The organism is Micromonospora palythoicola, from assembly GCF_036689795.1.
Classification (GTDB): Bacteria; Actinomycetota; Actinomycetes; order Mycobacteriales; family Micromonosporaceae; genus Micromonospora; species Micromonospora palythoicola.
In genome coordinates this window covers 71,592-92,447 of record NZ_JBAGKI010000018.1, presented here as the reverse complement: position 1 = coordinate 92,447, position 20,856 = coordinate 71,592, and the positions used below count along the sequence as shown (strand labels likewise).

General features: G+C 72.2%; 21 protein-coding genes and 1 pseudogene. 2 read left to right on the top strand and 20 right to left on the bottom strand.

Features of this window, described 5'->3' with window-relative positions:
- Positions 1-105 precede the first annotated feature (105 nt).
- Positions 106-1,287 (top strand): aminotransferase class V-fold PLP-dependent enzyme, encoded by a 1,182-nt coding sequence (locus V5O40_RS11230; RefSeq protein ID WP_332905371.1) that lies wholly within the window; start codon positions 106-108, stop codon positions 1,285-1,287.
- Here the strand turns inward: V5O40_RS11230 and V5O40_RS11225 are convergent.
- Positions 1,175-1,933, bottom strand: a complete 759-nt coding sequence (locus V5O40_RS11225; protein WP_408631859.1) for a murein hydrolase activator EnvC family protein — start codon at positions 1,931-1,933, stop codon at positions 1,175-1,177. The two genes, V5O40_RS11230 and V5O40_RS11225, sit on opposite strands and share 113 nt — an antisense overlap.
- A 181-nt stretch (positions 1,934-2,114) precedes the next feature.
- Between V5O40_RS11225 and V5O40_RS11220 the strand changes: the two genes are divergently transcribed.
- Complete coding sequence (locus tag V5O40_RS11220; protein ID WP_332905369.1) at positions 2,115-2,765, top strand: class I SAM-dependent methyltransferase; 651 nt, start codon at positions 2,115-2,117, stop codon at positions 2,763-2,765.
- A gap of 74 nt (positions 2,766-2,839) precedes the next feature.
- On the opposite strand, the gene V5O40_RS11215 is transcribed toward V5O40_RS11220, so the two are convergent.
- The 19 genes and pseudogenes from V5O40_RS11215 to ftsY all read right to left on the bottom strand — a co-directional run bounded on the left by V5O40_RS11215 (position 2,840) and on the right by ftsY (position 20,735).
- Positions 2,840-3,163 (bottom strand): DUF2469 domain-containing protein, encoded by a 324-nt coding sequence (locus V5O40_RS11215; protein ID WP_007075222.1) that lies wholly within the window; start codon positions 3,161-3,163, stop codon positions 2,840-2,842.
- Positions 3,160-3,972: a ribonuclease HII gene (locus tag V5O40_RS11210; RefSeq protein WP_332905368.1), complete on the bottom strand. Its 813-nt coding sequence runs from the start codon at positions 3,970-3,972 to the stop codon at positions 3,160-3,162. Before V5O40_RS11210 ends, V5O40_RS11215 begins: the two co-directional genes overlap by 4 nt.
- Positions 3,966-4,514 (bottom strand): NUDIX hydrolase, encoded by a 549-nt coding sequence (locus tag V5O40_RS11205; RefSeq protein ID WP_408631856.1) that lies wholly within the window; start codon positions 4,512-4,514, stop codon positions 3,966-3,968. Before V5O40_RS11205 ends, V5O40_RS11210 begins: the two co-directional genes overlap by 7 nt.
- Positions 4,515-4,540: 26 nt before the next feature.
- Positions 4,541-5,176 (bottom strand): signal peptidase I, encoded by a 636-nt coding sequence (gene lepB, locus V5O40_RS11200; RefSeq protein WP_332905367.1) that lies wholly within the window; start codon positions 5,174-5,176, stop codon positions 4,541-4,543.
- 9 nt (positions 5,177-5,185) lie between these two features.
- Positions 5,186-6,051: pseudogene (gene lepB, locus V5O40_RS11195) on the bottom strand (signal peptidase I).
- A gap of 185 nt (positions 6,052-6,236) precedes the next feature.
- Positions 6,237-6,593: a 50S ribosomal protein L19 gene (gene rplS / locus V5O40_RS11190; protein ID WP_093401691.1), complete on the bottom strand. Its 357-nt coding sequence runs from the start codon at positions 6,591-6,593 to the stop codon at positions 6,237-6,239.
- Between the two features lie 144 nt (positions 6,594-6,737).
- Positions 6,738-7,511, bottom strand: a complete 774-nt coding sequence (gene trmD, locus V5O40_RS11185) for a tRNA (guanosine(37)-N1)-methyltransferase TrmD (RefSeq protein ID WP_332905366.1) — start codon at positions 7,509-7,511, stop codon at positions 6,738-6,740.
- A 16-nt stretch (positions 7,512-7,527) separates the two neighbouring features.
- Positions 7,528-8,085, bottom strand: a complete 558-nt coding sequence (gene rimM, locus V5O40_RS11180) for a ribosome maturation factor RimM (RefSeq protein WP_269739395.1) — start codon at positions 8,083-8,085, stop codon at positions 7,528-7,530.
- The gene (locus V5O40_RS11175; protein WP_013732101.1) at positions 8,085-8,318 is read right to left on the bottom strand and encodes an RNA-binding protein; all 234 of its coding nucleotides are present in this window, start codon (positions 8,316-8,318) and stop codon (positions 8,085-8,087) included. Before V5O40_RS11175 ends, rimM begins: the two co-directional genes overlap by 1 nt.
- Position 8,319: 1 nt before the next feature.
- Positions 8,320-8,781: a 30S ribosomal protein S16 gene (gene rpsP, locus V5O40_RS11170; protein ID WP_164445711.1), complete on the bottom strand. Its 462-nt coding sequence runs from the start codon at positions 8,779-8,781 to the stop codon at positions 8,320-8,322.
- A gap of 248 nt (positions 8,782-9,029) precedes the next feature.
- The gene (locus tag V5O40_RS11165) at positions 9,030-9,677 is read right to left on the bottom strand and encodes a DUF402 domain-containing protein (protein ID WP_332905365.1); all 648 of its coding nucleotides are present in this window, start codon (positions 9,675-9,677) and stop codon (positions 9,030-9,032) included.
- Between the two features lie 147 nt (positions 9,678-9,824).
- Positions 9,825-11,231 (bottom strand): proline--tRNA ligase, encoded by a 1,407-nt coding sequence (proS, locus tag V5O40_RS11160; RefSeq protein ID WP_332905364.1) that lies wholly within the window; start codon positions 11,229-11,231, stop codon positions 9,825-9,827.
- Positions 11,232-11,422: 191 nt separating this feature from the next.
- Entirely contained in the window at positions 11,423-12,502 is a 1,080-nt protein-coding gene (locus V5O40_RS11155; RefSeq protein WP_332905363.1) for an amidohydrolase family protein, read from the bottom strand.
- Positions 12,503-12,561: 59 nt separating this feature from the next.
- Positions 12,562-14,121: a signal recognition particle protein gene (gene ffh, locus V5O40_RS11150; RefSeq protein WP_332905362.1), complete on the bottom strand. Its 1,560-nt coding sequence runs from the start codon at positions 14,119-14,121 to the stop codon at positions 12,562-12,564.
- 228 nt (positions 14,122-14,349) lie between these two features.
- Positions 14,350-16,731, bottom strand: coding sequence for a [protein-PII] uridylyltransferase (locus V5O40_RS11145; protein ID WP_332905361.1), 2,382 nt, complete (start codon positions 16,729-16,731; stop codon positions 14,350-14,352).
- Between the two features lie 11 nt (positions 16,732-16,742).
- Positions 16,743-17,081, bottom strand: coding sequence for a P-II family nitrogen regulator (locus V5O40_RS11140; RefSeq protein WP_166458079.1), 339 nt, complete (start codon positions 17,079-17,081; stop codon positions 16,743-16,745).
- A gap of 25 nt (positions 17,082-17,106) precedes the next feature.
- The gene (locus tag V5O40_RS11135; protein WP_164445717.1) at positions 17,107-18,483 is read right to left on the bottom strand and encodes an ammonium transporter; all 1,377 of its coding nucleotides are present in this window, start codon (positions 18,481-18,483) and stop codon (positions 17,107-17,109) included.
- 197 nt (positions 18,484-18,680) lie between these two features.
- A complete protein-coding gene (locus V5O40_RS11130; protein WP_170863284.1) occupies positions 18,681-19,544 on the bottom strand; it encodes an aminoglycoside phosphotransferase family protein in 864 nt (287 codons plus the stop codon).
- A gap of 6 nt (positions 19,545-19,550) precedes the next feature.
- Complete coding sequence (ftsY, locus tag V5O40_RS11125; protein ID WP_332905360.1) at positions 19,551-20,735, bottom strand: signal recognition particle-docking protein FtsY; 1,185 nt, start codon at positions 20,733-20,735, stop codon at positions 19,551-19,553.
- Positions 20,736-20,856 lie beyond the last annotated feature (121 nt).

Below are 20,856 nucleotides of genomic sequence, written 5' to 3'. Positions count from 1 at the left end.
CCCGGCGGCGGGCCGCCGTCCCGGACCGTGCCCGCTGCTCCCCGTCCCGGCCGGTGACGGCGGCAGCACCACGGGCACACCGAGCCCGACGGCTACGATCATCGGGTGAGCGTCCCGCCGCCGCCCGAGCCGATCGCGGGCGCCCGTCTGCTCTTCTCTCTGGACCCGGCGGTAAGCCACCTCAACCACGGCTCGTTCGGGGCGGTGCCGATCGTGGCGCAGCGCGCCCAGCAACGGCTACGCGACGAGATGGAGGCCGACCCGCTGCGGTTCTTCACGCAGGGCCTGGTCGACCGGATCGCGCACACTCGCCGGCACCTGGCGGGTTTCCTCGGTGCCGATCCCGAGGGCGCCGCCCTGACCACCAATGCCACCACCGGCGCCGCCGTGGTGCTCCAGTCCCTGGGGCTGCGGTCCGGTGACGAGGTGCTCACCACCGACCACGGCTACGGTGCCGTGGCCTACTCCATCCGCCGGGAGTGCCGCCGCACCGGGGCCACGCACCGGGTCCTGCGGGTGCCGTTGACCGCCACCGACGACGAGGTGGTGCAGATCGTCCGGGACGGGCTGCGGCCCGGCCGGACCCGGCTGCTGGTGGTCGACCAGCTCACCTCGGCAACGGCCCGGCTGTTCCCGGTCGCCGCGATCGTCGGGGTGGCCGGTGAGCACGGCGTCCCGGTGCTTGTCGACGCCGCACACGCTCCCGGCATGCTGCCGGCGTCGGTGCGCAGCATCGGCGCCGACTTCTGGGTGGGCAACCTGCACAAGTGGGGGTACGCACCGCGCGGCACCGCCGTGCTGGTGGTGTCGGCACCGTGGCGGGACCGGATCGAGCCGCTTGTCGTCTCCTGGGAACAGGACTCGGGCTTCCCGGCCCGCCTGGAGTGGCAGGCCACCTCGGACTACACGGCCTGGTTGAGCGCACCGGCCGGGCTCTACACACTGCGCAGCCTCGGCGTCGACCGGGTACGCGCGCACAACGCCGGACTGGCCGCGTACGGGCAACGGGTGGTGGGGGACGCGCTCGGCGTGCCACCGGCCGACCTGCCCGACCCGGGCGGACCGACGGTCGCCATGCGGCTCGTGCCGTTGCCGGCGGGGCTCGCCACGACCCTGGACGGTGCCCGGGCGTTGCAGTCCCGGATGGCGGAGCGGCTCGCCGCCCAGGTCGCCGTCACGACCTGGGACGGTCGCGGCTGGCTGCGGTTGTGCGGCCAGGTCTACAACGTGCCCGAGGAGTACCAGCGACTGGCGGTCGGGCTGCCCGGTCTGCTCGCCCAGCGGTGAGCGGACGCACCGCGGCGACGGTGAGGTCGCCGACGGGCAGCAGTCGGACCCGTCCGAGACCGAGCAGGGCCAGCGGGTCGAGGTAGTCCTCGCCCCGGCGCAGTCCCCAGTGCAGGCAGGCGGTGGCCGGACAGCCGGCGTGCCCGGGCCGCAACGTGCCCAGAGGCGTACCGGCCGACACCACCGCGCCCACCGTGACGGTCGGTCGGACCGGTTCGTACGTGGTCCGTAGGCCGTCGGCGTGGCCCACGGTGACCACCGGCCGGCCGGCGACCATGCCGGCGAACAGGACCGTGCCGGCACCGGCCGCCCGGATGGTGGCGGCGACCGGGGCGAGCAGGTCGACTCCCCGATGACCGGCCAGCCACGGTCGGGGCGGCGGGTCGAACCGGCGGACCGGTCGTGGCACACCGTCGACCGGCCACCGGAACGGGCCGCCTCCATCGACCTGCGGCACACCGTCGACCGGCCACCGGAACGGGCCGCCACCGCCGATGCCCGGGGTGTCCCTCGCCTGCGCTGCGGTCAGCGTGCGGAACCAGCCGCCCGACGGGGGCGACCAACCGTCCGGTGCGGCGGACGAGGGCGGCGCGGGCGGCCGACCACCTGCCCGGGCCGCACCGCCTGCCAGGCCGGTCGGGGCCAGCAGCAGGAGCGTCGTGAGTCCGCCGAGTATCGACATCCGAGGCCGCATGCGGTCGAGCCTGGCCGGAGCCATCGCCCGGCACCACCCCGGACGGCCCACCTGTGGACGACGGGGGGGCCTGTGGACAGTCCGCGGTGAACTGGTCGATCTGCTATAGACGAGGGTCGCCTAGGCTCAGGACGTGACCCGCGACTGGTACGCCTGGCACCACCACTACGAGGACCCGGATTCGTCGCTGTCGCGGCGGCTGACCGAGGTGCGCCGGCGGATCGGCACCGCCCTGGACGAGGCGCCGGCCGGTTCGCTGCGGGCGGTCAGCCTCTGCGCCGGGCAGGGCCGGGATCTGATCCCCGTGCTGGCGACCCACCCGCGTGGCGGCGACGTGACCGCCCTGCTGGTCGAGCAGGAGCCCCGCAACGTGGAGCTGGCCCGCGCCGCCGTCCGCCAGGCGGGACTGTCGAGAGTCGAGGTGAGCTGCGGCGACGCGGCCGACAGCGACGCCTACGTCGGGATGGTCCCGGCCGACCTGGTGCTGGCGTGCGGCATCTTCGGCAACATCTCCGATGCCGACGTACGCGCGGTGGTGGGCCACTGCGCCTGGCTCTGCGCCACCGGCGGCACCGTCGTCTGGACCCGGGGGCGATGGGAGCCGGACCTGGTACCGACGATCTGCGACTGGTTCGTCGCGGAAGGGTTCGAGCAGGTCTCGGTCAGCACCCCGGCGGAGGGGGTCGGCGTGGGCGCGCACCGGCTACTCGGTCCGCCGCGACAGCGGCCGGCCGGCGCGACGATGTTCGAGTTCGTCGGGCGGCCGGAGGCCGCCGGGCACTGACGTACAACCGGGTGCACTGTGGACGCCGGACGCGCGGCGGGTGGGGGCCGTCGTCGCTGCGGCGGTACGCGGGGTCAGCCGCCGAAGCCGGAGTCGGCGGGCAGAGAGATGTCCGGCTTCTCCAACTCCTCCACGTTCACGTCCTTGAACGTCATCACCCGGACATTCTTCACAAACCGGGCAGGCCGGTACATGTCCCAGACCCAGGCGTCGTGCATCTCCACCTCGAAGTAGACCTCGCCGTCGGAGTTGCGGACGTGCAGGTCGACCTGGTTGGCGAGGTAGAAACGGCGCTCGGTCTCCACCACGTAGGAGAACTGACGGACGATGTCGCGGTACTCCCGGTAGAGCTGGAGCTCCATCTCGGTCTCGTACTTCTCGAGATCTTCCGCGCTCATCGCACTCCGCCTTCCATGACCACATCTTCCCCCACCGGCGCCGGAGGCCGAGGCTGCTCGCCCAACGCCACGCCGACGGTACCCCCTACGGCGCCCGAGCGCCCCATCGGCTCGTCCCGGCTTGCGCCGAGCGGTCGCCGCGAGCGGGGTGGCCGGCCGTCGAGCCCGGAGACGGTGGCCACGTTGACGTACGAGTAACGGTGCTCCCGACACGGCCCGCGCTCCCGCAGCGCGGCGGTGTGCTCGGCGGTGATGTACCCCTTGTGCTCGGCGAACCCGTAGCCGGGATGCTCGGCGTCCAGGTCAACCATGATCCGGTCCCGGGTGACCTTCGCCAGCACGCTCGCCGCCGCCACGCAGGCGGCCACCCGATCGCCCTTCCACACCGCGAGCCCGGGCGCACCGAGGCCGTCCACGCCGAACCCGTCGGTCAGCACGTACTCCGGCCGGACCGCGAGCGACGCCAGCGCTCGGCGCATCGCGGCCAGGTTGCACACGTGCAGTCCCCGGGCGTCGACCTCCTCGGCCGGGACGACCACCACCGCGTACGCCAGCGCGCGCTCGACGACCTCGTCGTGGATCCGCTCCCGACTGGCCGGGGTCAGCAACTTGGAGTCGGCCAGCCCGTCGATCTCACCCCGGCGGCCCTCCGGCAGCACCACGGCGGCGGCGACCAGCGGCCCCGCGCAGGCACCTCGGCCAGCCTCGTCGGCACCGGCGACATGCCGGAAGCCGCGCCGTTGCAGGGCCCGCTCCAACGCGTAGAGCCCGGCCTCCCGGCGTACCACGGTGCGTGGCGGAGTCAGCATGCCCGTCCCTCGATGACAGCCGTCGTGCCCAACGCGCGGGCCAGAACCTCGGCTAGGTCAGCTGGGTAGCAGCGCTCCCGGGTGCCCCGCAACTCGTCCGCCGACCACCACCGGTGACTGTCGACGCTGCCCCGCTCCACCTCGCTGAACCCCGCCGTGTCGACCTCGTGCGCCGTCACCCGGACCAGGAAGAACCGCTGTTCCTGCCGGTACCGGACGCCGCCGAAGGAGAACTCGATGACGTCGGCGTGCACCGGTTGACCGACCTCGGCCGCGCTCACCCGGAGCCCGGTCTCCTCGGCCAGCTCGCGGATCGCGGCCTCGGCGTACGTCTCCCCCGGGTCGAGTCCTCCACCTGGGGTGACCCACCACCGGCCGTGTTCCGGACGGGCGGGGTCGAAGCCGCGGAACAGCAGCAACCGACCGGCCGCGTCGACAAGCAGGACGCGAGCGGCACACCTCGGGGTGTAGACGGTCACCGCACCAGACTGCCAGATGCCCGCGACGTCGCCCACGCCGCGCTGTCCCGGACGGGTGGGCACCCGTTCACCGACGGCACCGACCCTGGTCAGGGACTCGGGATGGCCTCGAACTCGTCCGGCACGGTCAGGATCCTCGCCCGGTCGAACGGCCAGAAGATGGTGAAGGCGCGCCCCACCACGTCGTCCTCGGGGATGGTGGCGGCCTCGATGTTCTGCCCGGACTGCTGGTAGTGCTCCAGCGAGTCACCGGAGGCGGACCGGTGATCACCCATGACCCAGAGCCGACCCTCGGGCACCCGCACGTCGAACTCCTGGTCCGCCGGCTTGTCCCGCTGCCCGTCGACCGAGAAGATGTACGGCTCGTCGAGCGGGGTTCCGTTGATCAGCAGGCGGTCCTGGTCGTCGCAGCAGACCACCCGGTCGCCGCCGACACCGATCACCCGCTTGATGAAGTCCTCCCCCGCCGGATTGCCACTCCACTCCATCGGCGCCTTGAAGACGATCACTTCACCGCGGTGCGGCGAACGGGTGTGGTAGACGAGTTTGTTGACAAGTACCCGATCGTCGATCTTGAGAGTGTTCTCCATCGACGGCGAGGGGATGAAGAAGGTCTGCAGTACGAAGGCACGTACCAGTACCGCGACCAGGATCGCCACCCCGAGGAGGATGGGCAGTTCCTTCCAGAAGGAGTGGCGCGGCTTGTCGGTCTGCTCGTCAATCACGGGAGGAGCCTACGTTGCCCGACCGAGCGCCACCGTCCGGAACGCGCGAGAACGGAAAGTGTGGCCGCAATCGGGATCAGCAGGACGACACCTCCGTCGGGGTCGGGGCGTACCGGGGCCGCCCCGGCGGTGGGTGGCGGTGCGACGGTGGCGAAGGTGTCGGGGATCGGCAGCGAATGCCACCGGTCGGACGGCCAGACCACCGCGAACGCCCGCCCGACCACGTTGTCGATCGGCACCGTGCCCTGGCACCGCGCGTCCTGCGAGACCTGCCGGTGGTCGCCGAGGACGAACATCTGACCGGGCGGGACCACGATCTCCTCGAACCGGCGGGAACGGCACTCCTGCGGATTCGGCGGGAGATCGAGCGGCGAGTCGCGCAGCACGTACGCCGACTCGTCCAACGGGGTGCCGTTGACCAGCACCCGTCCCTGGTCGTCACAGCAGCTCACCCGGTCCCCGGGCAGCGCGATGACACGCTTGATGAAGTCCTTCTCGCCGGGCCGACCGACGCCGACCAGGTCGCCGACGGTGCGGCCGAGCTTGTCGGCGAAGCTGGTGGGCGGCTGCACGTCCACCTGCGGAACCCACTGGTCGGTGCCCCGGAAGACCACGACCTCGCCGCGCTGTGGGTTCCGGACGTTGTAGACGACCTTGTTGACCACGACCCGATCGCCGACGAGCAGGGTGTCCTCCATCGACCCGGAGGGGATGAAGAACGCCTGGAGCAGGAAGGTACGGATCAGCACCGCCAGGCAGAAGGCGACGATGAGCAGCAGCGGCAACTCCTGCCAGAGCGGCATCTGCCGCTTACCGCGCCGGGTGCGCCGGCGCCACGGATCGGCCGCGCCGCTGTCGTCAAGCGCCTGTACCACGCTCACTCCCCGGTCCGCAGAAACAACTACCGCCCGGGAACCTCGTCGAGGCTCCCCGGGCGGTAGTGGAGGTCACCCGCCACACAGGAGGCGGGTCACCGCCGCGCTGCGCCCGTACGACCAGGGTAGTGCGGACTGGCCGGTACGGCATACGCGCAGCTCGGGCGGCGTGGCGCGGTGCGAGATCAGCTCGGCTGCTTCTCGCGCAGCTCCTTGATCTTGGCCTTCTTGCCCCGCAGCTCACGCAGGTAGTAGAGCTTGGCCCGGCGGACGTCACCGCGAACCACTACCTCGATCCGGTCGATCGCCGGGCTGTTGATCGGGTAGGTCCGCTCGACGCCGACGCCGAAGCTGAGCTTGCGGACGGTGAAGGTCTCGCGCAGCCCGGCACCCTGGCGGCGGATGACGACGCCCTGGAAGATCTGGACCCGGGACCGGGCCCCCTCGACCACCCGGGCGTGCACCTTGACGGTGTCACCGGCACGGAAGTCGGGCAGGTCGGTGCGCTTCGACTGGGCGTCAAGGGCGTCCAGGATGTTCATCGCTGTGTCCTCGTGAGGCTCACGGCGCACCGTCACTCGGCGCGCGGATGGGTGATACTGATCCCCGGGTGGTGGCCGGACGAACCGGCCCCGGTCGGAGATCCTCGCAGCCGCCCACGGGCGCGGACGACTGCGGCAACCCCCCTACTTTGCCACATCCGGTCCGGGCACCTGAAATCCGGCCCGGTCCAGCGCCGCCACGTCCCGTTTGTCCAGGCGCTGCGGATCCAGCCCGGTGAGCATGTCCGGCCGGCGGCGACCGGTGCGGACCAGCGCCTCGTCACGACGCCAGCGGGCGATCCGGCCGTGGTCGCCGGAGCGGAGCACCTCCGGCACCGGCAGTCCGCGCCAGGTCGCCGGCTTGGTGTACATCGGCGCCTCCAGCAGCCCGTGCGCGTGGGACTCCTCGGCCAGCGAACCGGCGTTGCCGAGCACCCCCGGCAGCAGCCGGGTCACCGCCTCCAGGATCACCAGCACCGCGACCTCGCCGCCGAAGAGCACGTAGTCACCGAGGCTCACCTCGGTGACCGGCATCCGCGTCGCCGCGTGGTCGAGGACCCGCTGGTCGATGCCCTCGTACCGGCCGCAGGCGAACAGCAGGTGCGGTTCGGCCGCCAGCTCGTGGGCCATCGCCTGGGTGAACGGCACGCCGGCCGGCGACGGCACCAGCAGCCGTGGCGGGGTCAGCTCCGCCGGTGCCAGGGCGTCCAACGCCTCGCCCCACGGCTCCGGCCGCATCACCATGCCGGGTCCGCCGCCGTACGGGGTGTCGTCGACGGTGCGGTGCACGTCGTGGGTCCAGCCCCGCAGGTCGTGTACGGCCAGCCGCAGCGTGCCGTTGGCCCGCGCTCGGCCGATCAGCGACAGGTCCAGCGGGGCGAAGTACTCCGGGAAGATCGACACGATGTCGACGCGCATCAGGCTGCTCCGCCAGCTAGAGATCGAGCAGGCCGCCGGGTGGATCCACCACGACCCGGCCACCGGCGAGATCGACCTCGGAGACGATCGCCTTGACGAACGGGATCAGCGCCGTGCGCCCCTCGGGACGCCGCAGCACCAGCAGGTCGGAGGCCGGAGCGTGGTCGATCCGGGCCACCTCACCCAACCGCTCGCCGGTCGGCGTGACCACGGCCAGCCCGACCAACTGGTGATCGTGGAACTCCTCCGGATCCTCCGGCGGGTCGACGTCGGCGCTGTCCACCGCGAGCAGGGTGCCCCGCAGTGCCTCGGCGACGTCGCGGTCCAGCACCCCGTCGAAGGCGACGAGCAGCCGCCCCTGATGCCGACGCGCGGACTCGACGGTCAGCGTGTCGGGCGTCCGGAACGGCACGCCGGGACCGTCCGGCGCGGGCTGGGCGGCGTTCGCCCCCGGCACGGTGACGAGCACCATGCCGGGGGCGAACCGCGTCTCGGGCTCGTCGGTACGCACCTCCACGGTGACCTCACCGCGGATGCCGTGCGGCTTACCGATCCTGCCGACGATGAGCTGCATCAGTACGAGTCGACGATGTCGACGCGTACCCCGCGCCCACCGATGGAGCCGATCACCTGGCGCAGCGCCTTGGCGGTCCGGCCGGACCGCCCGATCACGGTGCCCAGGTCCTCGGGATGCACCCGGACCTCCAGCCGCTTCCCTCGCCGGGAGTCGACCATCCGGACGCGCACGTCGTCGGGGTGGTCGACGATGCCCTTGACCAGGTGCTCCAACGCCGGCCGCAGCGCCATGTCAGGCCTGCTCGCCGGTGTCCGTGGCGGGCTGCTCCTCGGCCTTCGGGGCTTCCTCGGCCTTCGGGGCCTCGGCGGCCTTGGCGGCCTTCTTCGCCGGCTTCGCCGGGGTGTCGGCCACACCCGCGGCGGCCTTCGCCTCGGCCTCGTAGGCCGCCTTGCGGTCGGCCCGCTCGGGCGCGACCTTCAGCGGCGGCGGGGCCGGCAGGCCCTTGAACTTCTGCCAGTCACCGGTCAGTTCCAGCAGCCGCTGCACCGCCTCGCTGGGCTGGGCGCCGACGGACAGCCAGTACTGGACCCGCTCCGACTTGACCTCGATGACCGAAGGGTCTTCCTTCGGCTGGTAGATGCCGACGAACTCGATCGCTCGGCCGTCGCGCTTGGTGCGCGAGTCGGCGACGACGATGCGGTACTGCGGGTTGCGGATCTTGCCCATCCGCAGGAGCCGGATCTTTACGGCCACGGTTGTTTCGCTCCTGTTGCGATCTCACCGACCCGGTACGGGCGGTGTGCACGGGTGAGCGCCAACCGGCACAGTGGGGTTGGGCCGGAGACCGCTCGGGTGGACTGGCGACGCGCCCGGGTTAGAGGGCGCCGGACACGCGCCGGATACCAGCCAGCCATTCTGCCAGATCCCCGCCGGAACACTCACACCGCACCGGCAGACGTCACCCCGGGCGGACCCTGCGTGACGAACGACACCCCCGCCGGTCAGCGCACCGGTGGCCGGTCCCAGCCCTCCGGCAGGCGGTCGGGAGCGGTCCAGTGCGGCGGCAGGGTGAAGTCGCACCAGGTGCCGTCGAAGGGAAAGACCCCCGCCTCGGCCAGTGCGATCACCCGTTTGCCCTCGGCCCGCACCGCCGCCTCGTCGGTCACCCAGTAGTGCTCCGGGAAGGCCAGTCGCTCGACGAACTCGTCCTCGTCCTTCCACTCCCAGCCGCGGTCCGGCCGGACCCACACGTCGAGATCCTGGTCGACGATGTCCACGCCGGCCAGACCGCCGTCGTCCCACCGGACCCCCGGCTCCTCCAGGTTGACGTACCAGCCGGCGAAGCGGCCCCGCACGTCACGGAACCACCAGACCGAGTGGGCCGCGCCCGTGGGCAGGAACTTCAACAAGGGTGGGCCGTTCCAGCGGCCCTGCGCCAGCCGGTAGGTCGGGGTCAGCCACTCCCGGAAGGGCACCGCCCGCATGCCCAGCCCGGCCTCGTTGACCTCGCCGGCCACCGGCGTGCCCTCGGCGACCCAGAGCAGCAACCCCCGCTCGTCGTCGCTGACCACCCGCGCCGGCCGTACCCAGCCGACCCGCCCCCGCCGCACATTGCGGTGCACGACCACCCGACCCGGCTCAAACCCCACACCCCGACCCTACCGCCCCACCCCACCACCCCCACCCTCCGCCGATCTTGCACTTTCGGTCGCCGATACGCCCGCTTTGACGGCATTCGGCCCGGCAGGAAGTGCAAGATCGGCGCGGGATGAGGGGTGGGGGTGGGGTGGGGTGGGTTAGTAGGCGCGGGCGAGGGTGGCGATCAGGTCGGGTTCGGTCTCGGTGTCGGGGACGGAGTTGTCGGCGCGGGTCAGGCAGCGGACGGTGACGCCCTGGGCGTTGGCCTTCGCCTCGCCGTCGACGCCGACCACGGACCACGGGACGCGGGCCCAGCCGGTGGTTGCCGCCTCCAGCGCCTCGTCGAGGGTCGCCACGTCGACCGTGCGCGACTCGCGGAAGGCCAGCGCCTGGTCGTGCAGCGCCCGCTGGTCAGCGTCGAGCGCGGCGAGCACCGCACCGACCACGTCCGCCACCGGCGTGGGCGCCTTCGAGCCGTCGGTACGCCGGACCACCACCGCGTTGCCGGCGGCCAGGTCACGGGGACCGACCTCGACGCGTACCGGATAGCCGCGCAGCTCGGCGTCGACGGCCCGGCGGCCGAACGGAGTGTCGGTGCGGTCGTCGAGCGCCACCCGGACACCGGCGTCCCGCAGCGCATCGCGCAGCTTGGTCGCCGCCTCGGTGACGCCGTCACCGTCCTTGACCACCATGACGTACGCCTGGGTCGGCGCCAGCCTCGGCGGCACCCGCAGCCCGTTGTCGTCGCCGTGGCACATGATCAGGCCGCCGAGCATCCGGGTCGAGGTGCCCCAGGAGGTCGTCCAGGCGTGCTCCCGGCCACCTTCGGCCGAGGAGTAGCTGATGTCGAACGCCTTGGCGAAGTTCTGGCCCAGCTCGTGGCTGGTGCCCAACTGGAGCGCCTTGCCGTCGCCCATCATGCCTTCGCAGGTGTAGGTGGCGGTCGCCCCGGCGAACCGCTCGCGGGCGGTCTTGAGCCCGACCACCACCGGGATGCCGAGCACGTTCACCATCAGGTCCTCGTACGCCTCGTGCAGGATCTTGCGGGCGTAGGCCCGGGCGTCGGAACGGGTGGCGTGCGCGGTGTGCCCCTCCTGCCAGAGGAACTCGCTGGTCCGCAGGAACACCCGGGGGCGCAGCTCCCAGCGGACCACGTTGGCCCACTGGTTGAGCAGCAGCGGCAGGTCACGGTAGGAGTCGATCCACTTGGCCATGAACTCGCCGATGACCGTCTCGCTGGTCGGCCGCACCACCACCGGCTCGGCGAGCTGCTTGCCGCCACCGTGGGTGACCACGGCCAACTCCGGCGAGAAACCCTCGACGTGCTCGGCCTCACGCTTGAGGTAGCTCTCCGGGATGAACAGCGGGAAGTACGCGTTCTCCGCCCCGGCGGCCTTGATCCGGTCGTCCATCTCGGCCTGCATCCGCTCCCAGATGGCATAACCGGCCGGTCGAATCACCATGGTCCCTCGCACCGGCCCGTTGTCGGCCAGCTTCGCCTTGGCGATCAGATCCTGGTACCAGCGAGGAAAATCCTCTGCCCGGGGAGTAAGCACGCGCGCCATGACCGCACATCCTATGCGCCCGTCCCCGCCGCCCACGCCCAACCCACCACCCCTCCGCCCGCTTGCCTTCGATGATCAAGAAGTTTGCGTCGCCTGGGGGCTCGGAACCCGACTCAAACTTCTTGATCACCGCGGGCGGGCGGGCGGCGGGCGGGCGGGCGGCGGGCGGCGGGCGGGCGGCGGGCGGGGGTTCAGGGGAGGGGGTGGCCGCGGAGGATGAGGCGGGTGGGGGTGCGGAGGGCGTTGAGGTCCTGGCGGGGGTCTCGGGGGTAGATGGCGAGGTCGGCCAGGCCGCCTTCGACGAGGCCGGGGAGACCGAGCCAGGCGCGCGCCCCCCAGGAGGCGGCCGCGAGCACGTCCAGGGCGGACATGCCGGCCTGCTCGTGCAGCAGGAGCATCTCCTCGACGGCGAGGCCGTGGTCGATGCCGCCACCGGCGTCGGTACCGACGTAGATCGGCACACCGGCCTCGTACGCGGACCGCACCACCTGCGGGAAGCGGTCGCGCAGGGCGAGCATGTGGTCGGCGTACCCGGGGAACTTGGCCCGGGCCTGGTCGGCGATGTGGCCGAAGGTACGGATGTTGATCATCGTGGGGACCAGCGCGGTGCCCTGCCGGGCCATCAGGTCGATCAGGTCGAGGCTGAGCCCGGTGCCGTGCTCGACCGAGTCGACCCCGGCCCGCACCATGATCTCCACCGCCGACTCGCTGAAGGTGTGCACGGCGGCGCGTACCCCGGCGGCGTGCGCGGCGGCCACGGCGGCGGTCATCGTGTCGGCGTCCCAGGCCGGTGCCAGGTCGCCGACGCCCCGGTCGATCCAGTCGCCGACCAGCTTCACCCAGCCGTTGCCGGCGGCGGCCTGCTCCGTCACCGTCGCGGCCACCTCGGCGGCGCCCACCTCGACACCGATGTCGCGCAGGTACCGCTTGGGCGGCGCCACGTGCCGGCCGGCCCGGACCAGCCGGGGCAGGTCGGGTTCGTCGTCCAACTCCGGGTACGGGAAGGGCGAGCCCGCGTCCCGCAGCGCGAGGACACCGGCGTCCCGGTCGGTCCGCGCCAACGCGCGCGCCTGGTCCAGCGAGGTGATCGGCGCACCGCCCCGGGCGATGCCGATGTGACAGTGCGCGTCCACCAGGCCGGGCAGGATGAAACCGCCGTCGGCGACCGTCTCCGCGCCGGGCACCGGTTCGAAGGTGACCCGGTCGCCGACCAGCCACAGGTCGCGTACCTCGTCGTCGGGCAGGAGCACACCGCGCACATGCAGAGCCATGCGCACAGTCCTACCCGATCACTGCCCGTCGCGCGCCAGAAGCCCGGCCCGCCGCACGGTCAGCGGGGCGGCTTGCCGTCCTTGCCGAACTTGTTGAAGTCGATCTTCGGCAGCTTGAAGCCGGGCGGCAGGCCCTGACCGGCGGCCAGGTCATCGGGGTTCATCCCCGGCGGCAACTGCGGCATCCCGCCCGGGAAACCACCCTGCACGCCCCGGGTGCCGGCGCCGCTGCGCGGCCGGTTGCCGCCCTTGGTGCCCTTGCGCTTGTTCTTCGGCGACTTGGTCGCCTTGCGCCGCCCGGCACCGGGCAGGCCCATCATGCCGCCCATCTGCTTCATCATCTTCTGCGCGTCGGTGAAGCGGTTGAGCAGCTGGTTGACGTCCATCACGGTGACACCGGAGCCGTTGGCGATCCGGGCCCGCCGGGAGCCGTTGATGATCTTCGGGTTGGTCCGCTCGGCCGGGGTCATCGACCGGATGATCGCGGTGATCCGGTCGAAGTGCTTGTCGTCCAGCTCGGCGAGCTGGTCCTTGACCTGCCCCATGCCCGGCATCATGGCCAGCACGTTGGCGATCGGCCCCATCCGGCGTACCGCGATGAGCTGGTCGAGGAAGTCCTCCAGGGTGAACTGCTCGCCGCCCATCAGCTTGGCGGTCATCTTCTCCTTCTGATCGGTGTCGAAGGCCGCCTCGGCCTGCTCGATCAGAGTGAGGACGTCGCCCATGCCGAGGATCCGGCTGGCCATCCGGTCGGGGTGGAAGACGTCGAAGTCCTCCAGCTTCTCGCCGGTGGAGGCGAACAGGATCGGCTGCCCGGTCACCTCGCGGACCGACAGGGCGGCACCACCACGGGCGTCGCCGTCGAGCTTGGAGAGGACCACACCGGTGATCCCGACGCCGTCCCGGAACGCCTCGGCCGTACGCACCGCGTCCTGGCCGACCATCGCGTCGATGACGAAGACGACCTCGTCCGGGTTGACCGCGTCCCGGATGTCGGCGGCCTGCTGCATCATCTCCGCGTCGATGCCGAGCCGTCCGGCGGTGTCGACGATGACGACGTCCCGGGCGGCCCGGCGGGCGTGCTCGATCGAGGACTTCGCCACCTGCACCGGGTCACCGACGCCGTTGCCGGGCTCCGGGGCGTACACCTCGACACCGGCGCGGCCACCGAGCACCTGGAGCTGCCCGACGGCGTTGGGACGTTGCAGGTCGGCGGCGACCAGCAGCGGCTGGTGCCCCTGGGCCTTGAGCCAGCGGGCCAGCTTGCCGGCGAGCGTGGTCTTGCCGGAGCCCTGGAGGCCGGCCAGCATGATCACGGTCGGCGGCTGCTTGGCGAACTGGAGCCGCCGTCCCTCGCCGCCCAGCACGGCGATCAGTTCCTCGTTGACGATCTTGATGATCTGCTGGGCCGGGTTGAGCGCCTGGGAGACCTCGGCGCCGCGCGCCCGCTCCTTGACGTTCGCGATGAAGCCCTTGACCACTGGCAGCGCGACGTCCGCCTCCAGCAGCGCGAGGCGGATCTCGCGCGCGGTGGCGTCGATGTCGGCGTCGGTGAGACGTCCCTTGCCGCGGAGCTTGGTGAAGATCCCGGAAAGGCGGTCACTCAAGGTGTCAAACACGCGAACATCCCGATTGTCAGTGTTCCGGTGAGCACGAACGAGGCCGGGGTGAGCTGTCCGACCACCGCTAGGGTAGCCCGCCACCCCCACGCCCGCTCCCGCCCGCCCAGCCACCGCTTGATGCCACGATCTGTGGCAGTCGCGGTATCCGACACGCCGGCCGGTCGACGCCCGCACTGCCACAGATCCTTCGGGCGGGAGTTGGGGACGGGCGCAGAGGGGTGGGGATCAGACGGCGGCGAGGACGGCTGCCTCCAGGCGGGCCCGTTCGTCCTCCGGGGGCCAGCCACCGACCAGGTAGAAGGCGTCCACCACGTCGCCGCCGAGCGTGGCGATCCGGGCCGCCCGGACCTGGGCGCCGGCCGCGTCGAGCGCGCTGGTGACCCGGTAGAGCAGGCCGGCGGCGTCGGCGGCCCGCAGTTCCAGCAACACCGCGTCGGTGGCGGCGTCGCGGTGCCAGACCACCCGCGGTTGGGCTCCGGCCCCCCGTGCGGCCAGGGCCCGACCGCGCAACCGCTGGGTCACCGACACGTCGCCGCGTACCGCGCGACGCAGGTCCGCGCTCAGCGCCACCGGATCCGGGGCCAGGCCGTAGCGCGGCTGCACCCGGCACTGCACCAGGGCCCGCCCGTCCACCGTCGCGGCGTCGGCGGCGAGCACTTCCAACCGGTGCAGGGCGAGGCAGCCGGCCACCGTCGCGAGCAGGCCCCGACGATCGGCCGCGGCCACCGACACCCGGTCCCCGGTCAGGTGTACGACCGGCAGCGGCCCGGCCACCAGTGCCGGGTCCGGTGCCGGCGGGGCGGGTACGTCGCCGGTGTCGAGGGTGGTGCGTACCCGGGCGACCAGCTCGGCGACCAGTCGGCCCTTCCAGTCCGACCAGGCGGCCGGGCCGGTGGCGGCGGCGTCGGCGCGTACCAGCGCGTACAGCAGGTCGAGGGTGGTCACGTCGCCGACCGACTCGGCCACCCGGGCGATGGTGACCGGGTCGGACAGGTCCCGCCGGGTGGCCACCTCGGGCAGCACCAGGTGCAACCGGACCAGCGTGCCGATCAGCGCCGCCTCAGCGGCCGGCAGGCCGATCCGGGTGGCGATCCCCTCGGCGATCGGCGCGCCCACCACGCTGTGGTCACCGGGGAGTCCCTTGCCCACGTCGTGCAGGAGCGCGCCGAGCAGCAGCAGGTCGGGGCGATCCACGTCACGGGTGTGCCGGCCGGCCTCGGCGGCCGTCTGCACCAGGTGCCGATCCAGGGTGAACCGGTGCACCGGGTTGTGCTGGGGCAGGCTGCGCAGCCGGGTCCACTCCGGCAACCACCCGTCGATCAGCCCGTACCGGTCGCAGGTCTCCCAGGCCGGGATCATGCCGGTGCCGGCTCCGAGCAGCGTGGTCAGGGCGGCACGGGCCTCCGCCGGCCAGGGCGTGGGCAGCGGCGGGCAGTACGCGGCCAGCCACTCGCAGGTGGCGCGGGCGATCGGCAGCCCGGTGGTCGCCGCGGCGGCGGCCAGCCGCAGCGACAGACTGGCGTCCGGGCGGGCGCCGATCGCGGTGCGGGCCAGCACCAGTTCGCCGTCGTGCTCGACCACGTCCCGGGCCACCGGTCGGCGCAGCGGCCTTCCGTCGGCGCCCCGACGGCGACCGGAGCGCAGCCGGTCGGCGGCGCGGAGCGCGTCGTCCAGGGCGTGGCTGACGGTCCGGGCGTCACCGGCGACCCGACGCAACAGGGTGTCGCCGTCGCCGTCCTCGGCACGTGACGCCATGCCGTACCGCTGTTCCGGCGCGGTGCCGGCCGGCTGCGGCGGCACGGTGCCCGGCGGGGCGCCCTCGGCGACGCCGGACGGTGTGCGACGCAGGCCGAGCAGGGCGGCCACCCCGTCACGCTCCTGGGCGAGCAGCCGGTCGACGCGCCGGCCGACCTGATGGTGCAGCGCGTCCCGGGTGTCCAGCAGCCGCAGGTGTGCGGCGTGTACGGCGGGTCGTAGCGCGTCGGTGATCCCGGCGGTGGCGATGGCCCGCAGGATGCCGACGTCACGCAGCCCCCCGGCCGCCTCCTTCAGGTCGCCCTCCAGCAGGTGGGCCAGTTCGCCGTGGGCCTGCCAGCGGGCGGCGGTGCTTTCCCGCAGGGGCCCGAGCTGGCGGACGGCGGTACGCCGCCAATGGTCGGTCGCGCTGCTCACCAGCGTGTCGGCGAGGTCCGGGTCACCGGCGACAAGCCGGGCGTCGAGCAGCCCGAGGGCCACCTTGACGTCGTCCTGGGCGACCGACAGCGCCTCGGCGACGGTCCGGACGGAGTGGTCGAGCCGCAGCCCGGCGTCCCAGATCGGGTACCAGAGGGCGGCGGCCAGTTCGTCGATGCCGGGCACCCCGGCGTGCACCAGCACCAGGTCCAGGTCGCCGTAGGGGGCGCACTGCCGCCGGCCCAGCCCGCCGACCGCGAGCAGCGCGACGCCCGGCCGGTCCGGCAGCAGCCGGGCCAGCCAGGCGTCGTACGCGTCGGCCCGGGCCCGACGCGCCGTCGCGCCGACCCCGGCCGGTACACCGACGACCTCGTTGACCAGGAGGTCAGCGCTACCGGGGGGTTCCGAGGCTGCCCTGCTGGTCAACGAGGTCATCGATCAGCGCCCTACAGTGCGTCCAGGCCGCGCTCGCCGGTACGGACCCGGACGACCTCCTCCACGGCGGTCACCCAGACCTTGCCGTCACCGATCTTGCCCGTCCGGGCCGCCGACACGACGGCGTCGACGATCTTCTCGACGTCGATCTCGTCGGTGAGCACCTCCACCCGGATCTTGGGCAGGAACTCGACGGTGTACTCGGCGCCCCGGTAGACCTCGGTGTGGCCCTTCTGCCGCCCGTAGCCCTGGACCTCGCTCACCGTCAGACCGGCCACGCCCAGCGTGTGCAGGGCCTCCTTGACGGCGTCCAACTGGTGCGGCTTGATGACCGCGGTCACCAGCTTCATGTCCAACCCCTCCATTCGCAGAACGTTAGCCGGCGACCTTTTCGCTTACCGGTTCGGTGGGCTCGGTCTTCGGCGCCGCCGAGGTACCGATGCCCGCGGCGGCGAACGCGCCACCGCCACCACCCGTGGAGCTGAACTCGTACGCGCTCTCCGCGTGCTCGGCGTTGTCGATGCCGTCGACCTCGGCCTCGGCGCTGGCGCGGAACCCGATGGTCTTGTCGATCACGAAGCCGATGAGGTACGCGACCACGAACGAGTACACCAGCACGGCGGCCGAACCGAGAGCCTGCTTGCCGAGCAGCGTGACACCGCCGCCGTAGAGCAGACCGTCGTTGCCCTCACCCGCCAGCACCTCCATCGCCAGGAAGCCGATGAGCAGCGAGCCGATGATGCCGCCGATCATGTGCACGGCGACCACGTCGAGCGAGTCGTCGTACTTGAGGCGGTACTTGAGGCCGACGGCCAGCGCGCAGACGACACCGGCGATGACACCCAGCGCGATGGCGCCGAGCGGCTCCAGGAAGGCACAGGCCGGGGTGATGGCGACCAGACCGGCGATGGCACCGGACGCCGCACCGAGGGTGGTCGGCTTGCCGTCCCGGATCTTCTCCACCAGCAACCAGCCGAGCACCGCGGCGGCGGTGGCGACCTGGGTGTTGATGAAGGCGATCGCGGCGGTGCCGTTGGCGGCCAGCGCCGAGCCGGCGTTGAAGCCGAACCAGCCGAACCACAGCAGGCCGGCACCGAGCAGCACCATCGGCAGGTTGTGCGGCTTGAAGCTGTCCTTCGGCCAGCCGACCCGGCGACCGAGCACCAGCGCCAGGGCGAGGGCCGCGGCACCGGCGTTGATGTGCACCGCGGTGCCACCGGCGAAGTCGAGCACACCCAGCTCGAAGATCCAGCCACCGCCCCACACCCAGTGCGCGACCGGGAAGTAGACCAGGGTGGCCCACAGGCCGGCGAAGAGCAGCCACGGGCCGAACCGGGCCCGGTCGGCGATCGCGCCACTGATCAGCGCGACAGTGATCACAGCGAACATCAGCTGGAAACCGGCGAACAGCAGGTCGGGGATGCCACCCTCGGTCCCGCTCTCCAGCATGCCGCGCAGGCCTGCGGCGGAGAGATCACCGGTGATCCCGCCGACGTCCTCACCGAACGCGATGCTGTAGCCGTAGAACACCCACAAAAGGCTGACCAGGCCGATCGCGCCGAAGCTCATCATCATCATGTTGAGCACGGACTTGGACCGGGTCATGCCCCCGTAGAACAGCGCCAGGCCGGGCGTCATGAGCAACACCAGCGCGGCTGAAGTCAAAATCCAGGCGGTGGCACCAGAATCTAGCTCCGGCACGCTGCCTCCTCTCGGGTTGTTTTCTCCCTCCCTCCCGGCACCGCGCAGCATCGCCCGTACGCCGGTTGCGCGGAAGCCTGGTGGTCCGCTGTTTCACCCAGGGTCCCCGGCCGGTTTCCGAACCGTGACGGCTTGTTTCGGACGTGTGAAGAAAGTCGCACACCTCGGCGCTTCGACGGGGGTGGATCGGCCGTTTGGTGCCGGTCTATCCGCCCGTCGGCCCAGCGACCGACGGGCGCGAGGGCCGCTCAGCGGAGGGCGTGCTCCAGGGCGTGTCGCTCGTAGTCGAGCAACCGCAGATCCCTCATCGGCCGGCGCAGGTGGCCCTTGTGCACGATCCGGACGAAGGCCGGCTCCCCGGCCGCGGCCATCCGGCGGATGCCCTCGACGTGGTCCACGATCCGCTTGCGGATGGTCCGGATCAGCCGGTGCCGGTCGCGCGGAATGAGCCCGTAGGCGTCCGCGAAGAGCCGCAGCCGGCGTGGCCGGTCCGGACGCTTCCAGCCGAGGGTGATCGAGTCCCGGTCGGAGAAGATCGGCACCCACGTCCAGGCCGCGTACGCCACGTCGTAGATCCGGGCACCGGGCGAGGCGAGGTCGAAGTCGATCAGCCCGAGGGTGCCGTCCGGCCGCCAGATCACGTTGTGCGGTGCCGCGTCGTGGTGGCAGATGACCTCGGTGTCCGGCGGCGGTGGGCCGAACGAGCGCCACACCGCCTGCGGTGGCGGCACGAAGCCGTACTGGGCGTCGTGGAACATCCGCAGCATGGTGGCGACGGTGACCAGGGCCTCGTCGGTGACCCAGTGCGGGGCCAGCGGGTACTCCCCGCACTCCCCCTCCAGGTACGACAGCACCTCCCGGTTGCGCTCGTCCATGCCGAGGGCACGGGGTGCACCGGTGAAACCGACGTACTCCAGGTGACGCAGCAGGGCGTGCACCGACGGGGTCCACGGTCCGGCGTTGCGCCGCACCGTGTCACCGACCCGCACCACGGTGCTCACGTTCCCGCCGTGCAGCGGGATCTCCTGCGAGGTCACGTATGGCCTCCCGAGGCGCTGCGACGGGTGGCTCGGGTCGCGCCAGCCCGCGTACGCGCGATCGTCTCTGGTCACCCGAGGTTACGCGGTCTGGCCGGAGGGTTCGGTACCCAGCAACGCGTCGACGAACTGTGCCGGGTCGAACGGCGCCAGGTCGTCGGGGCCCTCGCCGAGGCCGACCAGCTTCACCGGGATGCCGAGCTTGCGTTGTACGGCGATGACGATGCCGCCCTTGGCGGTGCCGTCGAGCTTGGTCAGCACCACACCGGTGACGTTCACCACCTCGGTGAAGACACGCGCCTGCTCCAGCCCGTTCTGGCCGGTGGTGGCGTCGAGCACCAGCAGTGTCTCGTCGATCGGGCCGTGCTTCTCCACCACCCGCTTGACCTTGCCCAGCTCGTCCATCAGGCCGATCTTGTTCTGCAACCGCCCGGCGGTGTCGACGAGGACGGTGTCCACGCCGGTCTCGATGCCCCGCTTGACCGCGTCGAAGGCGACGCTGGCCGGGTCGGCGCCCTCCGGACCGCGGACGGTCTCGGCCCCGACCCGCCCGGCCCAGGTCTGCAACTGGTCGGCGGCGGCGGCCCGGAAGGTGTCGGCGGCGCCGAGCAGCACACTGCGGCCGTCGGCGATGAGCACCCGGGCGATCTTGCCGCAGGTGGTGGTCTTGCCCGCGCCGTTGACCCCGACCACGAGCAGCACCGCCGGCACGCCCTCCTTCGGGGCGGTGTGCAACGACCGGTCCAGCCCCGGGTCGAGCGCGTTGACCAGCTCGGTGGCGAGCAGGGTGCGCAGCTCGGCGACCGAGCGGGTACCCAGCACCCGGGTGCGCTCCCGCAGCCGGTCGACGATGTCCCGGGTGGCGTCGACACCGACGTCGGCGGTGATCAGGCTGTCCTCGATCTCCTCCCAGACGTCCTCGTCGAGCCGGTCCCGGCTGAGCAGGCCGAGCAGGCCCTTGCCGAACACGTTCTGCGACCGCGACAGCCGGGAGCGCAGCCGCACCAGCCGGCCGGCGGTCGGCTCGGGCACCTCGACGGTCGGTGCCGGCGCCTCGACCGGTGGCTCGACCAGGACACCCGTGGACAGGTCGGCCTCCGGCGCCTGCACCGGCGGGCCGGCGAGGTCCTCCTCCGCCCGGGTGTCGACCTCCGTACGCGGCAGCGGCGGCTGCGGCCGTCGGCGCAGCCGCGGCACGACCAGCCCGATGCCGCCGAGGATCAGCAGACCGAGCAGGGCGAGAGCGATGAGGAGGTATTCCGTCATGCCGGAATCCTGTCAGATGCCGGCGACCACGTCTCAGCCACCGCTCCCGCCGGGCTCGGCGGTCACCCGGTGCCCGACCGCCCCCGGCGTCGGCCCAGGATGCGGCGGTAGTCTCGGCCAC